Annotated in this window: 22 protein-coding genes and 6 pseudogenes; 15 read left to right on the top strand and 13 right to left on the bottom strand. The window is 56.4% G+C overall.

Going from position 1 to position 19,982, the window contains the following annotated elements; translation table 11 throughout:
* Nucleotides 1–38 precede the first annotated feature (38 nt).
* Entirely contained in the window at nucleotides 39–1,052 is a 1,014-nt protein-coding gene (locus tag ACTWLJ_RS20930; protein ID WP_445178267.1) for an aldo/keto reductase, read from the top strand.
* On the opposite strand, the gene ACTWLJ_RS20925 is transcribed toward ACTWLJ_RS20930, so the two are convergent.
* The gene (locus ACTWLJ_RS20925) at nucleotides 1,003–1,311 is read right to left on the bottom strand and encodes a hypothetical protein (protein ID WP_445181446.1); all 309 of its coding nucleotides are present in this window, start codon (nucleotides 1,309–1,311) and stop codon (nucleotides 1,003–1,005) included. The two genes, ACTWLJ_RS20930 and ACTWLJ_RS20925, sit on opposite strands and share 50 nt — an antisense overlap.
* On the opposite strand from ACTWLJ_RS20925, the gene rarD reads away from it, so the two are divergent.
* The gene (gene rarD, locus ACTWLJ_RS20920; RefSeq protein ID WP_401209636.1) at nucleotides 1,259–2,140 is read left to right on the top strand and encodes an EamA family transporter RarD; all 882 of its coding nucleotides are present in this window, start codon (nucleotides 1,259–1,261) and stop codon (nucleotides 2,138–2,140) included. The two genes, ACTWLJ_RS20925 and rarD, sit on opposite strands and share 53 nt — an antisense overlap.
* 127 nt (nucleotides 2,141–2,267) lie before the next feature.
* On the opposite strand, the pseudogene ACTWLJ_RS20915 reads toward rarD, so the two are convergent.
* A pseudogene (locus ACTWLJ_RS20915) lies at nucleotides 2,268–2,495 on the bottom strand (4-hydroxyphenylpyruvate dioxygenase); the annotation flags it as partial.
* On the opposite strand from ACTWLJ_RS20915, the pseudogene ACTWLJ_RS20910 reads away from it, so the two are divergent.
* Nucleotides 2,491–2,655, top strand: a pseudogene (locus tag ACTWLJ_RS20910) (EamA family transporter RarD); the annotation flags it as partial. The pseudogenes ACTWLJ_RS20915 and ACTWLJ_RS20910 sit on opposite strands and share 5 nt — an antisense overlap.
* Before the next feature lie 126 nt (nucleotides 2,656–2,781).
* On the opposite strand, the pseudogene ACTWLJ_RS20905 reads toward ACTWLJ_RS20910, so the two are convergent.
* Nucleotides 2,782–3,009, bottom strand: a pseudogene (locus ACTWLJ_RS20905) (4-hydroxyphenylpyruvate dioxygenase); the annotation flags it as partial.
* On the opposite strand from ACTWLJ_RS20905, the pseudogene ACTWLJ_RS20900 reads away from it, so the two are divergent.
* Nucleotides 3,005–3,169, top strand: a pseudogene (locus tag ACTWLJ_RS20900) (EamA family transporter RarD); the annotation flags it as partial. The pseudogenes ACTWLJ_RS20905 and ACTWLJ_RS20900 overlap by 5 nt on opposite strands.
* A 127-nt stretch (nucleotides 3,170–3,296) precedes the next feature.
* On the opposite strand, the pseudogene ACTWLJ_RS20895 reads toward ACTWLJ_RS20900, so the two are convergent.
* Nucleotides 3,297–3,524 (bottom strand): annotated as a pseudogene (locus ACTWLJ_RS20895) (4-hydroxyphenylpyruvate dioxygenase); the annotation flags it as partial.
* Between ACTWLJ_RS20895 and ACTWLJ_RS20890 the strand changes: the two are divergent.
* Nucleotides 3,520–3,684: pseudogene (locus tag ACTWLJ_RS20890) on the top strand (EamA family transporter RarD); the annotation flags it as partial. The pseudogenes ACTWLJ_RS20895 and ACTWLJ_RS20890 overlap by 5 nt on opposite strands.
* 127 nt (nucleotides 3,685–3,811) lie before the next feature.
* Here the strand turns inward: ACTWLJ_RS20890 and hppD are convergent.
* A complete protein-coding gene (hppD, locus tag ACTWLJ_RS20885) occupies nucleotides 3,812–4,888 on the bottom strand; it encodes a 4-hydroxyphenylpyruvate dioxygenase (RefSeq protein WP_445178266.1) in 1,077 nt (358 codons plus the stop codon).
* 447 nt (nucleotides 4,889–5,335) lie between these two features.
* Here hppD and ACTWLJ_RS20880 point away from each other — a divergent pair, with 447 nt between their 5' ends.
* Nucleotides 5,336–6,874 carry an EAL domain-containing protein gene (locus tag ACTWLJ_RS20880; RefSeq protein WP_445178265.1) on the top strand — a complete coding sequence of 513 codons (1,539 nt, stop codon included), beginning with the start codon at nucleotides 5,336–5,338 and terminating at the stop codon, nucleotides 6,872–6,874.
* 234 nt (nucleotides 6,875–7,108) lie between these two features.
* Nucleotides 7,109–7,474 (top strand): histone-like nucleoid-structuring protein, MvaT/MvaU family, encoded by a 366-nt coding sequence (locus ACTWLJ_RS20875; protein ID WP_401209627.1) that lies wholly within the window; start codon nucleotides 7,109–7,111, stop codon nucleotides 7,472–7,474.
* 210 nt (nucleotides 7,475–7,684) lie between these two features.
* Here ACTWLJ_RS20875 and ACTWLJ_RS20870 read toward each other — a convergent pair whose 3' ends face one another.
* Nucleotides 7,685–8,203, bottom strand: coding sequence for a DUF4946 domain-containing protein (locus ACTWLJ_RS20870; protein ID WP_445181391.1), 519 nt, complete (start codon nucleotides 8,201–8,203; stop codon nucleotides 7,685–7,687).
* Nucleotides 8,204–8,342: 139 nt separating this feature from the next.
* On the opposite strand from ACTWLJ_RS20870, the gene gloA reads away from it, so the two are divergent.
* On the top strand, nucleotides 8,343–8,864 hold the full coding sequence (gene gloA, locus ACTWLJ_RS20865; RefSeq protein ID WP_445178264.1) for a lactoylglutathione lyase: 522 nt from the start codon (nucleotides 8,343–8,345) through the stop codon (nucleotides 8,862–8,864).
* Nucleotides 8,865–9,037: 173 nt separating this feature from the next.
* On the opposite strand, the gene ahpF is transcribed toward gloA, so the two are convergent.
* The 3 genes from ahpF to ACTWLJ_RS20850 form a co-directional block, all read right to left on the bottom strand.
* Nucleotides 9,038–10,600 (bottom strand): alkyl hydroperoxide reductase subunit F, encoded by a 1,563-nt coding sequence (ahpF, locus tag ACTWLJ_RS20860; RefSeq protein ID WP_445178263.1) that lies wholly within the window; start codon nucleotides 10,598–10,600, stop codon nucleotides 9,038–9,040.
* 127 nt (nucleotides 10,601–10,727) lie between these two features.
* Nucleotides 10,728–11,291 carry an alkyl hydroperoxide reductase subunit C gene (gene ahpC / locus ACTWLJ_RS20855; RefSeq protein ID WP_007958941.1) on the bottom strand — a complete coding sequence of 188 codons (564 nt, stop codon included), beginning with the start codon at nucleotides 11,289–11,291 and terminating at the stop codon, nucleotides 10,728–10,730.
* Between the two features lie 138 nt (nucleotides 11,292–11,429).
* Complete coding sequence (locus tag ACTWLJ_RS20850; RefSeq protein ID WP_401209619.1) at nucleotides 11,430–12,368, bottom strand: site-specific integrase; 939 nt, start codon at nucleotides 12,366–12,368, stop codon at nucleotides 11,430–11,432.
* 177 nt (nucleotides 12,369–12,545) lie between these two features.
* Between ACTWLJ_RS20850 and ACTWLJ_RS20845 the strand changes: the two genes are divergently transcribed.
* Nucleotides 12,546–13,562 carry a DNA-binding protein gene (locus ACTWLJ_RS20845; protein WP_445178262.1) on the top strand — a complete coding sequence of 339 codons (1,017 nt, stop codon included), beginning with the start codon at nucleotides 12,546–12,548 and terminating at the stop codon, nucleotides 13,560–13,562.
* On the opposite strand, the gene gorA is transcribed toward ACTWLJ_RS20845, so the two are convergent.
* The gene (gene gorA / locus ACTWLJ_RS20840; RefSeq protein WP_445178261.1) at nucleotides 13,559–14,917 is read right to left on the bottom strand and encodes a glutathione-disulfide reductase; all 1,359 of its coding nucleotides are present in this window, start codon (nucleotides 14,915–14,917) and stop codon (nucleotides 13,559–13,561) included. The two genes, ACTWLJ_RS20845 and gorA, sit on opposite strands and share 4 nt — an antisense overlap.
* Nucleotides 14,918–15,045: 128 nt before the next feature.
* On the bottom strand, nucleotides 15,046–15,885 hold the full coding sequence (gene galU / locus ACTWLJ_RS20835; RefSeq protein WP_401209611.1) for a UTP--glucose-1-phosphate uridylyltransferase GalU: 840 nt from the start codon (nucleotides 15,883–15,885) through the stop codon (nucleotides 15,046–15,048).
* Between the two features lie 258 nt (nucleotides 15,886–16,143).
* Between galU and ACTWLJ_RS20830 the strand changes: the two genes are divergently transcribed.
* Nucleotides 16,144–16,332 (top strand): hypothetical protein, encoded by a 189-nt coding sequence (locus ACTWLJ_RS20830; protein WP_401209609.1) that lies wholly within the window; start codon nucleotides 16,144–16,146, stop codon nucleotides 16,330–16,332.
* Nucleotides 16,333–16,470: 138 nt separating this feature from the next.
* Nucleotides 16,471–16,752, top strand: a complete 282-nt coding sequence (locus ACTWLJ_RS20825; RefSeq protein ID WP_401209607.1) for a hypothetical protein — start codon at nucleotides 16,471–16,473, stop codon at nucleotides 16,750–16,752.
* A 3-nt stretch (nucleotides 16,753–16,755) separates the two neighbouring features.
* Here the strand turns inward: ACTWLJ_RS20825 and ACTWLJ_RS20820 are convergent, their stop codons facing one another.
* Both ACTWLJ_RS20820 and ACTWLJ_RS20815 read right to left on the bottom strand, forming a co-directional pair.
* Nucleotides 16,756–16,986 carry a hypothetical protein gene (locus ACTWLJ_RS20820; RefSeq protein WP_445178260.1) on the bottom strand — a complete coding sequence of 77 codons (231 nt, stop codon included), beginning with the start codon at nucleotides 16,984–16,986 and terminating at the stop codon, nucleotides 16,756–16,758.
* A 71-nt stretch (nucleotides 16,987–17,057) separates the two neighbouring features.
* The gene (locus ACTWLJ_RS20815) at nucleotides 17,058–17,414 is read right to left on the bottom strand and encodes a hypothetical protein (protein ID WP_401209602.1); all 357 of its coding nucleotides are present in this window, start codon (nucleotides 17,412–17,414) and stop codon (nucleotides 17,058–17,060) included.
* Between the two features lie 211 nt (nucleotides 17,415–17,625).
* Here ACTWLJ_RS20815 and ACTWLJ_RS20810 point away from each other — a divergent pair, with 211 nt between their 5' ends.
* From ACTWLJ_RS20810 to ada, 4 genes are all read left to right on the top strand, one after another.
* A complete protein-coding gene (locus ACTWLJ_RS20810; protein WP_401209599.1) occupies nucleotides 17,626–17,928 on the top strand; it encodes a DUF1883 domain-containing protein in 303 nt (100 codons plus the stop codon).
* 28 nt (nucleotides 17,929–17,956) lie between these two features.
* Nucleotides 17,957–18,133: a hypothetical protein gene (locus tag ACTWLJ_RS20805; RefSeq protein WP_445178259.1), complete on the top strand. Its 177-nt coding sequence runs from the start codon at nucleotides 17,957–17,959 to the stop codon at nucleotides 18,131–18,133.
* Nucleotides 18,134–18,150: 17 nt separating this feature from the next.
* Complete coding sequence (gene alkB, locus ACTWLJ_RS20800; RefSeq protein WP_445178258.1) at nucleotides 18,151–18,816, top strand: DNA oxidative demethylase AlkB; 666 nt, start codon at nucleotides 18,151–18,153, stop codon at nucleotides 18,814–18,816.
* An 87-nt stretch (nucleotides 18,817–18,903) separates the two neighbouring features.
* Nucleotides 18,904–19,971 (top strand): bifunctional DNA-binding transcriptional regulator/O6-methylguanine-DNA methyltransferase Ada, encoded by a 1,068-nt coding sequence (gene ada, locus ACTWLJ_RS20795; protein WP_445178257.1) that lies wholly within the window; start codon nucleotides 18,904–18,906, stop codon nucleotides 19,969–19,971.
* Nucleotides 19,972–19,982: the final 11 nt, after the last annotated feature.

Raw genomic sequence — 19,982 nt, 5'->3', positions numbered from 1 at the left:
TTTGATGGAAGCTTTCCCATCGGCAAAAGGAGTTCGGCATGAGCTATCGCACACTGGGCCATTCGGGGTTGCAGGTGTCTACCCTCACCCTCGGGACGATGATGTTCGGCGAGCAGACCAGTACCGAAGATTCGCTGCGCATCATCGACAAGGCCTGGGATCAGGGCATCAATTTCATCGACACCGCTGACGTCTACACCAACGGTCGTTCGGAAGAGATCGTCGGTGAAGCGATTGCCGGCAATCGCCATGAGTGGGTGCTGGCGACCAAAGTCGGCTTCGGCCCGGCGGATGGAGTGCCGAACCGCAGCGGCTTGAGCCGCAAACACATCTTCAATGCCCTCGATGCCAGCCTCACTCGCCTCGGCACCGACTATCTCGACATCTATTACCTGCATCGCGAAGACCACAACACACCGTTGGAAGTCACGGTGTCGGCCATCGGCGATCTGATTCGTCAGGGCAAGATTCGCTATTGGGGTCTGTCGAACTATCGCGGCTGGCGGATTGCCGAGGTGATTCGCATCGCTGACAAACTGGGCATTGATCGCCCGGTCATTAGCCAGCCGCTGTACAACATCGTCAACCGTCAGGCCGAAACCGAGCAGATCAGCGCCGCCCAGACTTATGGCCTCGGTGTTGTGCCGTACAGTCCGCTGGCCCGTGGCGTGCTCAGCGGCAAATATGCGCCGGATGTCACACCGGACGCCAACAGCCGCGCCGGGCGACAGGACAAGCGCATTCTGGAAACCGAATGGCGGGTGGAATCGCTGCGCATTGCGCAGCAGATTCAGCAGTACACCCAAGGGCGAGGTGTCGGCATGGTCGAGTTTGCGATTGCCTGGGTGCTGAATAACAGCGCGGTGACGTCGGCGATTGTCGGGCCGCGTACCGAAGAACAGTGGGATGCGTACACCAAGGCGCAGGCCGTAAAAATCACCGCCGAAGATGAGGTATTCATTGATTCACTGGTGACGCCGGGACACGCCTCGACACCGGGATTTAATGATGTGAGCCATTTTGTGTCTGGCCGTAAACCTCATCAGGCCTAAAAGCATCGCTGGCAAGCCAGCTCCCACCGTGTTTTGTGTTGAAACACAGACTATCGTTCGACACATGACCTTGTGGGAGCTGGCTTGCCAGCGATGGCATTTCAACATTGGCCGCAATGTTGTAAATATTGAGCATCCGGCCAATATTCAGCACAAAAACCACGTATCCTTCGCGCCCCGTTTTACCACCACTCCGCGAGGACAGTTTGTCTAAAGGTATCGCTTTATCGGTTTCAGCCTCGGTGCTGTTTGCCGTCATGTATTACTACACCTCGCTGCTCACCCCTTTGAGTGGCGTGGAAATCTTCGGCTGGCGGATGCTCCTGACCGTGCCCTGCATGACCGTGTTCATGCTGGTATCCGGTGAGTGGCGGCGAGTGCTGGAGTTGCTGCGTCTGGTGGCGGGTTACCCGAAGCTGATCGGTGGCCTGCTCGTCTCGGCAGCGTTACTGGGCGTGCAGCTTTGGCTGTTCATGTGGGCGCCGCTCAACGGCTATAGCCTTGACGTATCGCTGGGGTATTTCCTGTTGCCCCTGGCGATGGTGCTGACCGGGCGCATTGCCTACGGCGACAGCTTGTCGTATCTGCAAAAGATCGCGGTGTTCTTTGCCACGCTGGGTGTTTTGAACGAGCTGTATCAGGTCGGCGGTTTTTCCTGGGCGACGATTGTAGTCGTGGTCGGTTATCCGCTGTATTTCGTGCTGCGCAAACGCTTGAAGACCGACCACCTCGGCGGATTGTGGGTCGACATGACCCTGATGCTGCCGGTCGCGTACTGGTTTGTGCAGGGTGGCGAGCAAGGTTTTGGCGTGTTCGATCAGTATCCGGGGTTGATGTGGCTGATTCCGCTGCTGGGTCTGATCAGCGCCTCGGCATTGGTGGTGTACATCATTGCCAGCCGCTTGCTGCCGTTCAGTCTGTTTGGCTTGCTGAGTTATGTTGAGCCGGTGTTGCTGCTCGGTGTCGCGCTGTTGCTCGGTGAAAGTATCAAGTCCGGGGAATGGCTGACTTACATTCCAATCTGGCTGGCGGTTGTGGTGCTGGTGTTCGAAGGATTCAAGCACCTGATGCGCCAGCGCAGATTTTAAGCCCGATGCAAAACAACTGTGGGAGCTAGCCTGCTAGCGATTGCGATCTGTCAGTCAACATCAATGTTGAATCTGAAGACGCTATCGCTAGCAGGCTAGCTCCCACAAGTTTCATCGGAGTAGCAGATTAGTCGGCCGTCAGTACACCACGACGTACCTGGTCACGCTCGATCGACTCGAACAGTGCCTTGAAGTTGCCCTCGCCGAAGCCATCATCGCCTTTACGCTGGATGAACTCGAAGAACACCGGCCCCATCAGGGTTTCCGAGAAGATTTGCAGCAACAGACGCTTGTCGCCCGACTCGGACGAACCGTCCAGCAAGATGCCGCGCGATTGCAGTTGATCGACTGGCTTGCTGAGTTATGTTGAGCCGGTGTTGCTGCTCGGTGTCGCGCTGTTGCTCGGTGAAAGTATCAAGTCCGGGGAATGGCTGACTTACATTCCAATCTGGCTCGCGGTTATGGTGCTGGTGTTCGAAGGCTTCAAGCACCTGATGCGCCAGCGCAGATTTTAAGCCCGATGCAAACAACTGTGGGAGCTAGCCTGCTAGCGATTGCGATCTGTCAGTCAACATCAATGTTGAATCTGAAGACGCTATCGCTAGCAGGCTAGCTCCCACAAGTTTCATCGGAGTAGCAGATTAGTCGGCCGTCAGTACACCACGACGTACCTGGTCACGCTCGATCGACTCGAACAGTGCCTTGAAGTTGCCCTCGCCGAAGCCATCATCGCCTTTACGCTGGATGAACTCGAAGAACACCGGCCCCATCAGGGTTTCCGAGAAGATCTGCAGCAGCAGACGCTTGTCGCCCGACTCGGATGAACCGTCCAGCAAGATACCGCGCGATTGCAGTTGATCGACTGGCTTGCTGAGTTATGTTGAGCCGGTGTTGCTGCTCGGTGTCGCGCTGTTGCTCGGTGAAAGTATCAAGTCCGGGGAATGGCTGACTTACATTCCAATCTGGCTGGCGGTTGTGGTGCTGGTGTTCGAAGGCTTCAAGCACCTGATGCGCCAGCGCAGATTTTAAGCCCGATGCAAAACAACTGTGGGAGCTAGCCTGCTAGCGATTGCGATCTGTCAGTCAACATCAATGTTGAATCTGAAGACGCTATCGCTAGCAGGCTAGCTCCCACAAGTTTCATCGGAGTAGCAGATTAGTCGGCAGTCAGTACGCCACGACGTACCTGGTCACGCTCGATCGACTCGAACAGTGCCTTGAAGTTGCCCTCGCCGAAGCCATCATCGCCTTTACGCTGGATGAACTCGAAGAACACCGGCCCCATCAGGGTTTCCGAGAAGATCTGCAGCAGCAGACGCTTGTCGCCCGACTCGGATGAACCGTCCAGCAAGATACCGCGCGATTGCAGTTGATCGACTGGCTTGCTGAGTTATGTTGAGCCGGTGTTGCTGCTCGGTGTCGCGCTGTTGCTCGGTGAAAGTATCAAGTCCGGGGAATGGCTGACTTACATTCCAATCTGGCTGGCGGTTGTGGTGCTGGTGTTCGAAGGCTTCAAGCACCTGATGCGCCAGCGCAGATTTTAAGCCCGATGCAAAACAACTGTGGGAGCTAGCCTGCTAGCGATTGCGATCTGTCAGTCAACATCAATGTTGAATCTGAAGACGCTATCGCTAGCAGGCTAGCTCCCACAAGTTTCATCGGAGTAGCAGATTAGTCGGCAGTCAGTACGCCACGACGTACCTGGTCACGCTCGATCGACTCGAACAGTGCCTTGAAGTTGCCCTCGCCGAAGCCATCATCGCCTTTACGCTGGATGAACTCGAAGAACACCGGCCCCATCAGGGTTTCCGAGAAGATCTGCAGCAGCAGACGCTTGTCGCCCGACTCGGACGAACCGTCCAGCAAGATACCGCGCGATTGCAGTTGATCAACGGGCTCGCCGTGGTTTGGCAGGCGACCTTCAAGCATTTCGTAGTATGTCTCTGGCGGTGCAGTCATGAAGCGCATGCCGATTTTCTTCAGGCGATCCCAGGTGTCAATCAGGTTATCGCTGAGGAACGCCACGTGCTGGATGCCTTCACCGTTGAACTGCATCAGGAACTCTTCGATCTGTCCGGCGCCCTTCGACGACTCTTCGTTGAGCGGGATGCGGATCATGCCGTCCGGCGCGGTCATGGCTTTCGAAGTCAGGCCGGTGTATTCGCCCTTGATGTCGAAGTAGCGGATTTCACGGAAGTTGAACAGCTTCTCGTAGAAGTTCGCCCAGTAAGCCATGCGGCCGCGATACACGTTGTGGGTCAGGTGGTCGATGATCTTCAGACCGGCACCGACCGGATTGCGGTCAACACCTTCGATGAACACGAAGTCGATGTCATAGATCGAGCTGCCTTCGCCGAAACGGTCGATCAGGTACAGCGGCGCGCCGCCAATGCCTTTGATCGCCGGCAGGTTCAGTTCCATCGGACCGGTTTCGATGTGGATCGGCTGAGCGCCGAGTTCCAATGCGCGACTGTAGGCCTTTTGCGAATCCTTGACGCGGAACGCCATACCGCACACCGATGGGCCGTGTTCGGCCGCGAAGTACGAGGCAACGCTGTTCGGTTCGTTGTTGAGGATCAGATTGATCGCGCCCTGACGGTACAGGTGCACGTTCTTGGAGCGGTGGGTCGCGACTTTGGTGAAGCCCATGATCTCGAAGATCGGCTCCAGCGTGCCAGGAGTCGGCGATGCGAACTCGATGAACTCAAAGCCCATCAGGCCCATTGGGTTTTCGTATAAATCTGTCATGGTGACGCCTCATCATTCTTATCAATTAACCAGGGTTATTTGTCAGTAATGCTGAGGTCGGCGGGAGGCGCGCAGGAGATGCCACGCACACTGCGGGCGAGGAAGTCACCGTAGATCAGTTGAAACCCGAATATCTTCATTGTCGACCCAAGGCTCTTGCGGGCGAGGCTTCTGCTGCCAGAAGACGATTATTATTGTATGCGTAAACCGATTCTACACAGCGTAATAGTGGTTGTCTGCCCTCTCTATAAAATCCGCTTTTCTGGCGTACGTGCAAGGGGTTTGTTGTTCCTCTGAGATCCTTCGACCGGCAGCATGAAACAATCGACGACGAGCGGCGCAAGCGACATCGGCCATCTATCATCCACTTGATTGATCTTCCTTGAGTTGCCGCGCCCTCGCCCGGCCTGCATTCGAGAGCCTCATTTTTCGCAACAGGATGCGCCCATGCCCCTGACTGTAAGACCCCGCCGCAATCGCAGCATCCGAATGCTCGTGACGCTGACTTGCGGCCTGCTTCCCTTTTTACTGGGTACCGCGATCCTCTATATGCAAGCTGGACGCTCTTTGCAGCAGAGCAGCCAGAACACCGCCGACGAAGCCTTGCGCCAATTCGAATTGATGCTCGACAACACCGCTCACGCAGCCCAGGAATTGCTGCCATTGGCTGGCAAACCGTGCAAAGAGGTGCAACTGGCCTTGCGCGAGCAGGTCACGCGCCGACCTTTCGTGCGTTCGACCAATCTGGTCTGGGACAACAACCTCTATTGCAGTTCGTTGTTCGGGGATTACCAGGAAGCGGTCAACCCGGGCGATTACGCACAGGGAAAATTGTGGCTGATGAACGGCAACCCGGTGACACCCAACACTGCGCTGCTGGTGTTTCGGCTGAGCGAAGGTCGGGGTGGCGCACTGACCACGCTGGATGGCTACCACTTGAGTAACATTCTGCGGCTGATCGGCCGGCATACGCTTTTGTTGCTGCAGGTCGGCGACGATTGGTTGGCTGCCGATGGCAAAGTGCATGAAGGTGCTCCGCCAGAGCTGCCGGTGGCACAAAGCACGCTGAATTCTTCGCGCTATGCCTTCAGTGTGTCCGCAGGTTTCCCCGAGGGCGAAACCTGGCGTTACATGCTCGTTGAATATCCGCCGCTTTTCAGCCTGTTGATGTTTTTTGGCGTGGTGTCAGGCGCTATCGGCCACATGGTGCAGAAGCGCTCTACTTCACCGAGCCACGAGATGCAGCGGGCGCTGGAGGCAGGCGAATTCATTCCGTACTTTCAGCCGGTGGTACACGGCGACAGCAAATTATGGTCGGGCGCCGAAGTTTTGATGCGCTGGAACCATCCCAAGGAGGGTCTGGTACGCCCGGATCTATTCATACCGTTCGCCGAGCATTCTGGCCTGATCGTACCGATGACCCGCGCCTTGATGCGACAGACTGCCGCCCTGCTTGGGCCGATCTCCTCGACTCTGCCCGCGCCATTCCATATCGGTATCAACATCACGGCAAACCATTGTCAGGATCTTGAACTGGTGGGGGACTGTCGCGAGTTCCTTGCAGCTTTCGCACCCGGCAGCATCGACCTGGTGCTGGAGTTGACTGAACGCGAACTGATCGAGCCGAGCGACATCACCCGGCAATTGTTCGACCAATTGCATGCGCTGGGCGTAAGAATCGCCATCGATGACTTTGGGACCGGTCACTCCAGCCTCGCTTACCTGCGCAAATTCAATGTCGACTTCCTGAAGATTGATCAGAGTTTTGTTGCCATGATCGGTATCGACGCGTTATCGCGGCATATTCTGGACAGCATCATCGAACTGTCGGCCAAGCTTGATCTTGGGATTGTCGCCGAAGGCGTGGAAACCCAGGCGCAGTCCGATTATTTGACCGCCCACCATCACGTCAACTTTCTGCAAGGCTACCTGTTCGGCAAACCAATGCCGGCAGCAGATTTCATTAACGCATTAAAGCACCATTAACTAAGAGATCTCTAGACAGGTGCGCCGACCGGGCGCACCAATTTGATACAAAAGTATGCTTTCGTTACATGAAGAAAAACTCAGGATTTACTCTTGCACCATTAACTACTACAATTTTTCATGCCTGACGCTAGATTCGCAGGTGAGCCATTATCACCGAGTCGCTTCAAGGCTCTTGGCTTATAGCTTTGTTTGCGGTTGGTATCAGCCAAACACACTATTGGAGTAAAGATATTGTCCAGACTCGCTGAATTTCGTGCAGCTGAAAAAGCCCTTCAGGAACAGCTCAAGCAGCTGGAATCGCTGAAGAACGATGCCGGGCTCAAGAAAGAAATCGAATTCGAAGAAAAGCTTCAAGGGTTGATGAAACACTACGGCAAAGGCCTGAAAGACATCATCGCCATCCTCGATCCGAACCCGGCCAAATCCGCCCTGCAGACATCCGCAGCGCCTAAAACCCGTCGTGCTCGTGTGGTCAAGGTTTACCACAACCCGCACACCGGCGAATTGATTGAAACCAAGGGTGGCAATCATCGCGGGCTGAAAGCCTGGAAGGAACAATACGGTGCAGCCACCGTTGACTCCTGGTTGCGCGGTTAATCTCTCGCCAACACCAAAAGCCCCGCATCATGCGGGGCTTTTTTATTGACATTATTTAACAAAAACAACGAATTTCGCCGAGAAAGTTGTGATGTACCTTGCTCATAGCGCTAAACATTTTGCGCCACGATGTTGCCAACGGAGCCGGAATTAAACTTTGTGCTTAATCCGTTCGCGTATCTAACACTCGCTGCGGCACAGAACAGATGATTAAAGTTTCAGACTGTTTCTCGCCGCCACTATTTCGCCTTCGCTGGCCTTATAAACCTCTGCCTGACCCGCGTAAGAAAGTACGTAAGCCTTATCGGCGTCAACGGCTGCGACCAATGTTTGCGACAACACATGCCGGCCGTTTTCAGTGATCGTGCAAGTGGTTTCCAGTGCCGACAAGGAACCCAGCGTCGCCGGATGCACTCGGTTACAGACACTCTGATAACCGCCCTGGAAAAAGTCCTTCTGGATCGACTTGCGCATTTCCAGCAAGACTCCCTGCAAGTTGACTTGATGGCCACTTTCCACCTGAGTCATCGTCAACTCCATCACCATGACTTGATTGCCATCCGCGTCGTTTTTCACCGCGCGTTGCCGGGAAACCTGAGGCGTCGCAGCGGGCACTGTCTCGACTTCCCACCCGACAGGCCAAGTGATTATCGGCTCATCCGCCAACAGCGGACCCGATATCAGAGACAAGCTGACAAAAACCAAAAGCCATTTGAACGGTCGGATCATTACCGGAAGCACTCGCAGATTGATCCGCAAAGTCTGAGGCCCGTCCGCGCTCAGGGCAAGCCGCGTATTCGGTTTGGCGATGCCGGCAGGCATGCGTATCATTGCGTCCATTCACTCGCCCCATTGTTACGGAGGGCCTATGAGCCTGCACGAACTGAACACTTTTCCTGGCGTTACCGCCACCCCGGACAGCGCAACCCGCAACTTCGTATTCAACCACACCATGCTGCGTGTGAAGGACATCACCAAGTCGCTGGATTTCTACACCCGCGTTCTGGGTTTCTCGCTGGTTGAAAAGCGCGACTTCGCGGAAGCCGAGTTCAGCCTGTACTTTCTGGCGCTGGTCGACAAGGCACAGATCCCGGCCGACGCCGCTGCCCGCACTGAATGGATGAAGTCGATTCCCGGCATTCTGGAACTGACCCACAACCACGGCACCGAAAACGACGCCGATTTCGCCTACCACAACGGCAATACTGATCCGCGTGGTTTTGGCCACATCTGCATCTCGGTGCCGGATATCGTTGCCGCGTGTGCACGCTTCGAAGAGCTGGGCTGCGACTTCCAGAAGCGCTTGAGCGATGGCCGCATGAAGAGCCTGGCGTTTATCAAAGACCCGGATAACTATTGGGTTGAGATTATTCAGCCAACACCGCTGTAACTGACAGCACAAACCAATGTGGGAGCGAGCTCGCTCGCGAAGGCGTCGCGGCAGACAACATCAGTGTTGACTGTAATGTTGCTTTCGCGAGCAAGCTCGCTCCCACAGTTGTTCGGTGCAGGCACAAAAAAACCCATGATCGCTCATGGGTTTTTTCGTTTCAGGCCTGACGCTTATGCCGGGGCCGAAGTGCGGATCAGGTGATCGAATGCACTCAGCGAAGCCTTGGCGCCCTCGCCCACTGCAATCACAATCTGCTTGTACGGCACGGTGGTCACGTCACCTGCGGCGAAGATGCCGGGGATCGATGTTTCGCCACGGTTATCGACAATGATCTCTCCACGCGGTGACAGCTCAATGGTGCCTTTGAGCCAATCGGTGTTAGGCAGCAGACCGATCTGCACGAAAATCCCTTCCAGCTCGACAGTACGCAGTTCGTCAGTGTTGCGATCCTTGTAACGCAGACCGTTGACCTTCTGCCCGTCGCCAGTCACTTCAGTGGTTTGCGCACTGGTGATCACGGTGACGTTCGGCAAGCTGTGCAATTTGCGCTGCAATACTGCATCGGCGCGCAGTTGAACGTCAAACTCCAGCAAGGTCACGTGAGCCACGATACCCGCCAAGTCGATGGCCGCTTCGACGCCGGAGTTACCGCCGCCAATCACCGCCACACGCTTGCCTTTGAACAACGGGCCGTCGCAGTGCGGGCAGTACGCCACGCCTTTGTTACGGTAATCCTGCTCGCCCGGCACGTTCATTTCACGCCACCGCGCACCGGTCGCCAGAATCACGCTTCTAGCCTTCAAGGTCGCGCCGCTGGCGAAATGGACTTCATGCAGCTCGCCGTTTTTGCCCGGAATCAGCTTGTCGGCGCGTTGCAGGTTCATGATGTCCACGTCGTATTGCTTGACGTGTTCTTCCAGTGCAGTCGCCAGTTTCGGGCCTTCGGTTTCCTGTACGGAAATGAAGTTCTCGATGGCCATGGTATCCAGCACTTGACCGCCGAAACGCTCCGCAGCAACGCCAGTACGAATGCCTTTACGGGCAGCGTAAATCGCTGCGGAAGCACCGGCCGGGCCGCCGCCGACGACCAATACGTCGAAAGCCGCTTTGGCGCTGATTTTATCGGCCTGACGCTCGATGGCGCCAGTGTCGAGTTTGGCGAGGATTTCTTCCAGGCCCATGCGGCCCTGACCGAAGTTCTCGCCATTCAAGTAGATGCTCGGCACGGCCATGATCTTGCGATCGTTGACTTCGTCCTGGAACAACGCGCCATCGATGGCGACGTGGCGGATGTTCGGGTTCAACACGGCCATCAGGTTCAGCGCCTGAACCACGTCCGGGCAGTTCTGGCAGGACAGCGAGAAGTAAGTCTCGAAGGTGAACTCGCCTTTGAGCGAGCGAATCTGCTCAATCACTTCAGCACTGGCTTTCGATGGGTGGCCGCCGACTTGCAGCAGGGCCAGCACCAGCGAAGTGAACTCGTGACCCATGGGGATACCGGCGAAACGCAGACTGATGTCAGCGCCCGGGCGGTTGATCGAGAACGATGGCTTGCGTGCATCGTCACCGCTGTCGATCAGAGTAATTTGGCTCGAAAGACTGGCAACGTCTTTCAGCAGTTCAAGCATTTCACGGGATTTCGCACCGTCGTCGAGAGACGCAACGATCTCGATCGGCTGGGTGACCCGTTCCAGGTACGATTTCAACTGGGCTTTAAGATTGGCGTCCAACATACGGGCGATTTCCTTTGTTTATTTGAGGCGAAAAAAAGCCCGAGCGAATCTCGCCCGGGCTTTTCTTGAGGGCGGTGCAGCTTACTGAGTAGGTGCGGAGTTCCGCCCTGAGTAGCGTGTCACAGACTTAGATCTTGCCGACCAGGTCCAGAGACGGAGCCAGAGTGGCCTCGCCTTCTTTCCACTTGGCTGGGCAAACTTCGCCTGGGTGAGCAGCAACGTACTGAGCAGCCTTGATCTTGCGCAGCAGCTCGGAAGCGTCACGGCCAACGCCGCCATCGTTCAGTTCAACGATTTTGATCTGGCCTTCAGGGTTGATCACGAAGGTGCCACGGTCAGCCAGGCCAGCTTCTTCGATCAGCACGTCGAAGTTGCGGGAGATCACCTGAGTCGGGTCGCCAATCATGGTGTACTGGATTTTGCCGATGGCTGGCGAAGTGTTGTGCCAGGCAGCGTGAGCAAAGTGGGTGTCGGTGGAAACGCTGTAGATCTCTACGCCGAGCTTCTGGAAAGCAGCGTAGTTGTCAGCCAGGTCTTCCAGCTCGGTTGGGCAAACGAAGGTGAAGTCGGCTGGGTAGAAGAACACTACCGACCACTTGCCTTTCAGGTCAGCGTCCGATACTTGAACGAAGTCGCCGTTTTTGAACGCGGTAGCTTTGAACGGTTTTACTTGGCTGTTGATGATAGGCATCGATGACTCTCCGTCAGGGGTTATGAAGTTGATGGGGTGAATCCTACCCACTCACTCGACGGATGGCTCATTGGCAAACCTGATGCTGCTGATTTGTTTTCGCTATTAGCTGACTGTATTAATAGAAGAAAACGATATCTAGGGCGAAGCCGGTTTATCCGTAATCCGAGCCATCCCTTGAAAGGGGCTGGCTTCAACATAGCGCATTGCCGACTTCATATCCTTCCAGCCGACGTAACTCATCAGCGACTTCAGATCCCAACCGCTTTGATGGGCCCAAGTGGCGAAGCCGCGACGCAGGGAATGACTGGTGTAGCGTCCGGCGGCGATGCCCGCTCGCTCCAGAGCCTGGCGCAATAAAGGAATCACGCTGTTGGCGTGCAGCTCCTCTTCGCTCAAATTGCCCCAGCGGTCGATACCGCGAAACACCGGCCCGCGTACCAGCGCGGCTTCGGTGATCCATTCGATGTAAGCCTGCACCGGGCACAACCGCAGGAGCGCCGGGGTTTGATAAGTCTGCCCGAGGTTTTCGCGGTCGCCCTTGCTGCGCGGCAAATACAGAGTGATCCCCCCGCCAGCGTGCGCCTGCACATGCTCGATCTGTAGGCGACACAACTCATCACTGCGAAAGCCACGCCAGAAACCGAGCAGGATCAGCGCCCGGTCGCGATATGCCCGGAGCAATGACGGGCGATCCTGTTGCTGTTTGGCCGTCAGGGCTTCCTGCTCGAGCCAATCAACCACGCGCTCCAGATCCTGCAACTGCAACGGCTCGGCCTGTTTCTCCTGTGCCGGATGCAGCGCACGAATGCCCTTGAACGCTTTGCGCACCACCGGCGCCTTGGTCGGATCGGCAAAGCCCTGGCTGTTATGCCACTGAGCGAGCGCCGACAAACGCAGCTTCAGCGTATTGATCGACAGCACACCCGCGTGCGCCACCAGATAACGCGCAACGCTGTCGGCCGTCGCCGGCAGAAATCCTCCCCAAGTCACTTCGAAGTGTTCGACCGCCGCGCGATAGCTGCGGCGAGTGTTGTCACGGGTGGCGGCTTGCAGATAGCGATCCAGATCGCTCATGGGCAGATTTCTCGCAGCTGTACTGATTACTGGGTTGAAAAGCGCATTTTGGCGCATGACATTGGGTAATACCAGTATATCCCGCACTATATAAATCATTCATTTAAACTTATTTTTAGCATGGTACACTGCGTACTTTAGTGGCATGTACCACAGTACGTAATTGTAGGAGTTCACATGGCCCGTGGCGGCATTACCAAAGCACTGGTGCAGATCGCGCGCACAGCGATTCTGGCTCGCGGCGAACACCCAAGCATCGATGCAGTACGCATTGAAATGGGCAACACCGGCTCGAAAACCACGATCCATCGTTATTTGAAGGAGCTGGATGACGGCAGCACTTCGGTTGAAGCCAGCGTCGAGCCTATTGATGATGAGCTGATGGCGCTGGTTTCACGCCTTGCGCATCGCCTGAAAGAGCAGGCGCAAGAGCCAATCGAACAAGCTCGCGAGCAGTTTGAGGAACAGCGTGACGCGCTCGAAACCCAGCTGAAGCAGACCCGCCTGACACTGGAAAAGCTCGAACAGGAACACGACATTCGTGGCGCAGCACTGGAGCGCGAATCCGAAGCCCTGCAAAACACCCGCTCGATGCTACAGACCGAACAAACCCGCAACGCCGGTCTGAATCAGGCGCTGGCCGATTTCGAATTACGCTTACAGGACAAGGACGAGCAGATCCGCTCACTGGAAGAGAAGCACCTGCATGCCCGCGACGCGCTGGAGCATTACCGCAACGCGACCAAAGAACAGCGCGAGCAGGAACAGAGCCGCCACGAAGGGCAAGTGCAGCAATTGCAGATGGAGTTGCGTCAGGCGCAACAAAGCTCGCTGGTGCGCCAGGATGAGATTACTCAGTTGCACCGCGATAACGAACGCCTGCTGACTGAAAATCGCGGCACGCTTCGTGAGCTGAGCCTGTTGCAGGATCAACTCAAGCACAGCAATCAGCGTCAGGATCAATTGCTGGAACAAACCAGCCGCGTCGACAGCGAACGCACCCTCCTCCAGGAACGCTTGCGTGTGGCGCTGCTGGAAAGCCAGACGTTCAAACAGAACGCCGACGAGCAATCGCAGCTCAATCAGTCACTGGAAAAGGAATTGAGCAAAGCTCAGGCGAGCCTGGAAGACAGCTTGCGTCTGGCGGCCACCGTTGCGGCGGCGCCAGACAAAGCCAAATCGAAAGATGCTTAAGCGCCGACCGGCGTACGCATGGTGACAAACTCTTCGGCGGCCGTCGGGTGCACCCCGATTGTGTCGTCGAAGTCACGCTTGGTCGCGCCCGCCTTCAAGGCAATCGCCAGACCCTGCACGATCTCTCCGGCATCCGGACCCACCATGTGGCAGCCGAGCACCTTGTCAGTCTTGCCGTCGACTACCAGCTTCATCAACGTGCGCTCCTGACATTCAGTCAGGGTCAGCTTCATTGGCCGGAAACGGCTTTCGAAGATCACCACATCATGCCCCTGCTCCCGAGCTTCTTCCTCGGTCAGACCGACAGTGCCGATGTTCGGCAGACTGAACACCGCCGTCGGGATCATCTTGTAATCCACCGGACGATATTGCTCCGGTTTGAACAGACGCCGCGCCACCGCCATGCCTTCAGCCAGTGCCACAGGTGTCAGTTGCACACGGCCGATGACATCGCCCAGCGCCAGAATCGATGGCTCGGTGGTCTGATATTGCTCGTCGACCTTGATGAAACCCTTGTCGTCCAACTGCACATCGGTATTTTCCAACCCGAGGTTGTCGAGCATCGGACGACGACCCGTGGCGTAGAACACGCAATCTGCTTCAAGTACGCGACCATCCTTGAGGGTAGCCTTGAGCGAACCGTCGGCCTGTTTGTCGATGCGTGCGATGTCTGCGTTGAACTGAAGGTCCATGCCGCGCTTGGTCAGCTCTTCGTGCAAGTGTTTGCGCACCGCACCGTCGAAACCGCGCAGGAACAGATCACCGCGATACAGCAAGGTGGTGTTGGCGCCCAAGCCGTGGAAAATCCCGGCGAATTCGACCGCGATGTAACCGCCGCCAACGACCAATACGCGTTTTGGCAGCTCTTTAAGGAAGAACGCCTGATTCGAGCTGATCGCATGTTCGTGCCCCGGAATTTCCGGAATCTGCGGCCAGCCACCGGTGGCGATCAGAATATTCCTGGCGGTGAAGCGCTCGCCATTCACCTCAACCTCGTGTGGACCAGTGATCTTCGCGTGTGCTTCATGCAAGGTCACGCCGCTATTGACCAGCAGATTACGATAAATCCCGTTGAGGCGATTGATCTCGCGATCTTTGTTGGCAATCAGGGTTGCCCAATCGAAATTGGCTTCACCCAGACTCCAGCCGAACCCTGAGGCCTGCTCAAAGTCTTCGGCAAAATGCGCGCCGTACACCAGCAGTTTTTTCGGGACGCAACCAACGTTGACGCAGGTACCGCCCAGATAACGACTCTCGGCCACGGCCACTTTCGCACCAAACCCGGCAGCAAAACGCGCAGCACGCACACCACCGGAACCGGCACCAATCACATAAAGGTCAAAATCGTAGGCCATTTCTATCTCCTCGGCAGGCGATCAGCATACCTGCTGGTATCAGTCGGGCAAGCGTTGCCAGCGTTATGGGGGCAGAAAACAAAAAAGCCACCCGAAGGTGGCTTTTTGTACAGACGAATCAAGCGCTCTTAGTAAGCCTTGCCAGTCTTGTAGAAGTTCTCGAAGCAGAAGTTGGTTGCTTCGATGTAGCCTTCAGCGCCACCGCAGTCGAAACGCTTGCCTTTGAACTTGTAGGCCATTACGCAGCCGTTCTGGGCTTGCTTCATCAGGGCGTCGGTGATCTGGATTTCGCCGCCCTTGCCTGGCTCGGTCTGTTCGATCAGGTCGAAGATGTCCGGGGTCAGGATGTAACGGCCGATGATCGCCAGGTTCGACGGTGCATCTTCTGGTTTTGGTTTTTCAACCATGCTGTGAACACGGTAGATGTCGTCGCGGATCATCTCGCCGGCAATTACGCCGTACTTGCTGGTTTCCTCAGGGTCGACTTCTTGAATGGCGATGATCGAGCAGCGGAACTGCTTGTACAGCTTGACCATCTGGGTCAGAACGCCGTCGCCTTCGAGGTTTACGCAGAGGTCGTCCGCCAGTACCACGGCGAACGGTTCGTCACCGATCAGTGGACGGCCGGTCAGGATCGCGTGGCCCAGACCTTTCATTTCGGTCTGACGGGTGTAGGAGAACGAACACTCGTCGAGCAGTTTGCGGATACCGACCAGATATTTCTCTTTGTCGGTGCCTTTGATCTGGTTTTCCAGCTCGTAGCTGATATCGAAGTGGTCTTCCAGAGCGCGCTTGCCACGACCGGTCACGATCGAGATTTCAGTCAGGCCAGCGTCCAGAGCTTCTTCAACGCCGTACTGGATCAGTGGCTTGTTTACCACCGGCAGCATTTCTTTGGGCATGGCTTTAGTCGCTGGCAGGAAGCGAGTACCGTAACCGGCTGCTGGGAACAAGCATTTCTTGATCATATAAGTCCTTGAAAGGGCTGTGTGTACGAGTTTCGGCGCAGTCTAATCAGGCGGCGTGCACCTTACAATGCCCCGCACTGGCTAACCGATGCCATCATAGAGAAATATTCTTGCCGATAGTTCCGTTGGCGACCTCAGGCAGCGAAATCAGCTTAGCTCAAAGACGCCGGCAAACTGGATAACCATACGCTGATCATCCCCCAATGCGAGCATTTGCCGGTATCATGGCGCCTTTGAACCAGCGAACGAGACAGATAGATGGCCGCGGTAAAAATCATCAACGGGTACGTGATCGACAAGAAAGACGGCAAGTGGACGCTGACCACTACCAATGGCGAACACATCGCCGGGCCTTTCGACAGCGAGCAAATGGCGACTGATGTTGCCTCGGTGTTCACCGACACTCCAGCATCGGCGAAGCGCCGTGGCAAAGATCAGGACGACTGATCTGCTGCGAACCGCCCCAAGCCCTGCCCGAGCGCAGGGCTTTTTTGTGTCGATACACAAATGAATGGCCAATCGCTATAACCTTTTCATGGCGGCGCTGTCAGAGCGTCTAGCCCCCTCGCTGAAGACGACATAAACATGAACAGATTATTGCCACTGATCGCAGTATTGGCCCTGAGCGGCTGCGCCACCTCACAACCCACTTACCTGCACAACGGCGAACAAGGCCTCACCATTGATTGCTCGGGCGAGGCCAATTCCTGGGCTGCCTGCTATGAAAAGGCTGATGCGTCCTGCGCGGGCACCGGTTATCGCATCGTCGGCACCGACGGCACGCCTGCCCCCAAGGAAAGCGACAAGACCCTGGGCGTTGACGTAGGGAACTACAAAACCCGCAGTGTGGTGGTGGTCTGCAAATAGGCCTTACATGTGGATTTCGGCGAATTTGATCCCGAGCCCGCGCACCACTTCGATCAGGTCATCGAGCCGATTGAAAGACTCGACTTCGTCGTTGTCGTCCACCAGGAAGTAGCTGCGCCCGGCGCTCTTCTTGAAAAACACGATCCATTCACCCGGATTCGCCGGGTTTTGAATCACATGGGTGGCAGAAATAAGGCCCTCTGCGTGCCGCTCCCGCACTTGCTCTCGCTTCATCGCGTCTCCAGAAATGAAAATGCCGTCAAAGCAGGGCTTTGACGGCATCGATGCTGACTGCTGACAGTTTATCAGCCAGAAATGCACGCGGTGGCAGCATTACGAACATCCCAAGGGCGCAATGGCACGTTGGACATCCGCTCATGCAGCTTGATACTGCTGCCGCCGGAGCGATCTTCGATATCAAACACCGCCGCCGGGCCAGACGAAAACTTGCCCGGAACGATTACCCGAACGCCGTCCTTGTGCGGCTGCATTTGCAGCGCGCCGCGGCTATCAGCCAGCTTCTCGGACAAACATTGAGCATATTCATGGGGCTTCTTGCCGGAAATCACGCTCATGGTCGGCAACGTTTCGTTGATCTCGGAAACGTTCGCGCAACCACCCATCGCCAATATCAACGGCAGACACACCACTCCCCACTTCATACAAATCCTCCAATAAAGACCCTCCGACAGCATAAATGCTGTTTTTCTCCAAGGTCCGGTCCATTTAACCCGCATCGAATCGCGAATAACTGTTTTTAATTGTCAAAGCGACGCCCGACGGCGGGATAATAACCCGTGCGGGCTGATAAACTGCGCCAATCGCCCATGCTATCGTTTTGATTTTGTAGAAAAAGCCCTTCTGGAGGCGCCCATGAAATATATTCACCAGCGCGAGCACCTCAACGAAGACGACATCGTCGTCATCCAATGCTCGCAAACCTGCAACATCCGTCTGATGAACGACGCCAACTTCCGCTCGTTCAAGAACGGCGGCCGTCACACCTATCACGGCGGTGCCTTCGACACTTTCCCGGCCCGTATTACCGCGCCGAGCACCGGTTTCTGGAACATCACGATCGACACCGTGAACCGCAAGGCCATCAGCGTCACGCGCAAGCCGACTCTGACGCACTCGATCAAGATCATTCGCCGCTCCAGCACCAAACTCAGCTGAGCCGCCCCGCCAACGCAGACAGGTAAGCATGACCGTGGCCCAAACGACCAAATACGTCATCAAATACAAACTCAACGGTGAACGCCGCTTCGAGTTCGCACAACTGGAAAACGGCACCGCCGAAGAAGCCAAAGCCGTGCTTGATGCAATGCACGACCAGGGCGACGATGTCATCACCGACATCAGCGTCAGCAAGGCGCTGTAAACACTGGCGAGCGCGCCATGCACCCGACGACCTTCGATCTGTTTGCCGATACCGAAGCCGAACAACAGCCCCGAGCTGATCAGATCGGCGAGCAATCGTGGGTGCTCCGAGGCTTCGCCCTGCCCTGCGTCGATCAAATTCTGACGGCGCTGGAAGCGATTCTCCTCGCAGCACCACTGCGCCACATGGTGACTCCCGGTGGTTTCAGCATGTCCGTGGGCACCAGCAGTTGTGGGGCATTGGGCTGGATCACCGATCGCAGCGGCTATCGCTACTCGACGGTAGATCCGCTCAGCGGCTTTCTCTGGCCGGAGATGCCGGAGGTGTTCAGTGAACTGGCGCGCAATGCTGCTTCGAAGGCAGGCTTTGCCGACTTCAACGCCGATTCCTGCCTGATCAATCGCTATATCCCAGGTGCGAAGATGTCTTTGCATCAGGATAAAGACGAAAAAGCCTACGCCGCACCGATCGTTTCCCTCTCGCTCGGCCTACCCGCAATGTTTCTGTTCGGTGGTTTCGCCCGTGGTGACAAGCCTCAGCGAATTCCGTTGCTGCACGGCGATATGGTGGTCTGGGGCGGAGTCGATCGTCTGCGCTATCACGGTGTTTTGCCGATCAAACAAGGTCATCATCCACGCTTGGCCGAACAGCGGATCAATCTGACGTTTCGCATAGCTGGCTGACCGCGAAAAGTTTGACCGCAAGGCCCGGAGTGTTGCAGTAATTGCCGCTGGTTAACCTGAATCAAACAGGTCAACGGATTACCCGCCATGAAAACGCTTTCGCAAACCATCAAGACTGAAGATGACCCACGCTGGACCGCTGTGGTCGCACGCGACTCGACGGCGGACGGGCAATTTGTGTATGCGGTCAAAACAACTGGCGTTTACTGCCGTCCGAGCAGTCTTTCGAGATTGCCGAAACCGCAGAACGTCGAATTCTTCTCCACTGCCGAAGACGCCGAGGCTGCGGGTTATCGCCCGAGCAAACGCGCAAGCAAGGACCAGAGTGAAGTAACCGCGCAGCATGCCGCCACTGTCGCGACAGCCTGCCGACAAATCGAATCCGCCGAAACCCTGCCCGCACTCAATGAACTCGCCGAGACCGCAGGTCTCAGCCCATTTCACTTCCATCGCGTGTTCAAAGCTGCCACCGGCCTGACGCCCAAGGGTTATGCCGCAGCCCATCGCTCGCGCAAAGTACGCGCACGGCTCGCGAATGGCGGCTCGGTAACCGCTGCGCTATACGACGCTGGTTTCAACTCCAACAGCCGCTTCTATGAAGCCGCGGATCAATTGCTCGGCATGACGCCCGGCGACTATCGTGCCGCCGGACAGAACAACGACATTCGCTTCGCTGTCGGCCAGTGCTCGCTCGGGGCGATTCTGGTGGCGCAAAGCGAACGCGGGGTCTGCGCGATCCTGCTGGGAGACGATCCGCATCAATTGGTCTGTGATCTGCAGGATCAGTTTCGGCGAGCAAACCTGATTGGCGCTGATAACGATTTTGAACAGCTAATCGCGAAAGTCGTGGGATTCATCGAAGCGCCGGCCATAGGCCTTGACCTGCCACTCGACGTCAGAGGCACCGCATTTCAGGAGCGGGTATGGCAGGCACTGCGCGAGATTCCAACCGGAAGCACCGCCAGTTACGCCGACATTGCCCAGCGAATTGGTGCCCCGAAAGCCGTACGCGCAGTAGCGCAGGCCTGCGGAGCCAACCGGTTGGCAGTGGCGATTCCTTGCCATCGAGTGGTGCGCAGCGACGGCAATCTTTCCGGCTATCGCTGGGGTGTGGAGCGCAAACGCGAGTTACTGCAACGCGAAACCCAGCCCTGATGGATGCCGAT

The organism is Pseudomonas sp. McL0111 (genome assembly GCF_052567255.1).
The sequence above is the reverse complement of the archived record's forward strand: the minus strand, read 5'-3'. Positions and strand labels throughout refer to the sequence as shown.

Coding starts and splice junctions, on each gene's coding strand:
- ahpF (WP_445178263.1), bottom strand. CDS start 10,600: ATGTTGGACGCCAATCTTAAAGCCCAGTTGAAATCGTACCTGGAACGG.
- gorA (WP_445178261.1), bottom strand. CDS start 14,917: ATGGCCTACGATTTTGACCTTTATGTGATTGGTGCCGGTTCCGGTGGT.
- ACTWLJ_RS20830 (WP_401209609.1), top strand. CDS start 16,144: ATGGCCGCGGTAAAAATCATCAACGGGTACGTGATCGACAAGAAAGAC.
- gloA (WP_445178264.1), top strand. CDS start 8,343: ATGAGCCTGCACGAACTGAACACTTTTCCTGGCGTTACCGCCACCCCG.
- galU (WP_401209611.1), bottom strand. CDS start 15,885: ATGATCAAGAAATGCTTGTTCCCAGCAGCCGGTTACGGTACTCGCTTC.
- alkB (WP_445178258.1), top strand. CDS start 18,151: ATGCACCCGACGACCTTCGATCTGTTTGCCGATACCGAAGCCGAACAA.
- ACTWLJ_RS20880 (WP_445178265.1), top strand. CDS start 5,336: ATGCCCCTGACTGTAAGACCCCGCCGCAATCGCAGCATCCGAATGCTC.
- ACTWLJ_RS20815 (WP_401209602.1), bottom strand. CDS start 17,414: ATGAAGTGGGGAGTGGTGTGTCTGCCGTTGATATTGGCGATGGGTGGT.
- hppD (WP_445178266.1), bottom strand. CDS start 4,888: ATGACAGATTTATACGAAAACCCAATGGGCCTGATGGGCTTTGAGTTC.
- ACTWLJ_RS20820 (WP_445178260.1), bottom strand. CDS start 16,986: ATGAAGCGAGAGCAAGTGCGGGAGCGGCACGCAGAGGGCCTTATTTCT.
- ada (WP_445178257.1), top strand. CDS start 18,904: ATGAAAACGCTTTCGCAAACCATCAAGACTGAAGATGACCCACGCTGG.
- ACTWLJ_RS20845 (WP_445178262.1), top strand. CDS start 12,546: ATGGCCCGTGGCGGCATTACCAAAGCACTGGTGCAGATCGCGCGCACA.
- ACTWLJ_RS20870 (WP_445181391.1), bottom strand. CDS start 8,203: ATGATCCGACCGTTCAAATGGCTTTTGGTTTTTGTCAGCTTGTCTCTG.
- ahpC (WP_007958941.1), bottom strand. CDS start 11,291: ATGCCTATCATCAACAGCCAAGTAAAACCGTTCAAAGCTACCGCGTTC.
- ACTWLJ_RS20930 (WP_445178267.1), top strand. CDS start 39: ATGAGCTATCGCACACTGGGCCATTCGGGGTTGCAGGTGTCTACCCTC.
- ACTWLJ_RS20805 (WP_445178259.1), top strand. CDS start 17,957: ATGACCGTGGCCCAAACGACCAAATACGTCATCAAATACAAACTCAAC.
- ACTWLJ_RS20825 (WP_401209607.1), top strand. CDS start 16,471: ATGAACAGATTATTGCCACTGATCGCAGTATTGGCCCTGAGCGGCTGC.
- ACTWLJ_RS20850 (WP_401209619.1), bottom strand. CDS start 12,368: ATGAGCGATCTGGATCGCTATCTGCAAGCCGCCACCCGTGACAACACT.
- ACTWLJ_RS20925 (WP_445181446.1), bottom strand. CDS start 1,311: ATGACGGCAAACAGCACCGAGGCTGAAACCGATAAAGCGATACCTTTA.
- ACTWLJ_RS20810 (WP_401209599.1), top strand. CDS start 17,626: ATGAAATATATTCACCAGCGCGAGCACCTCAACGAAGACGACATCGTC.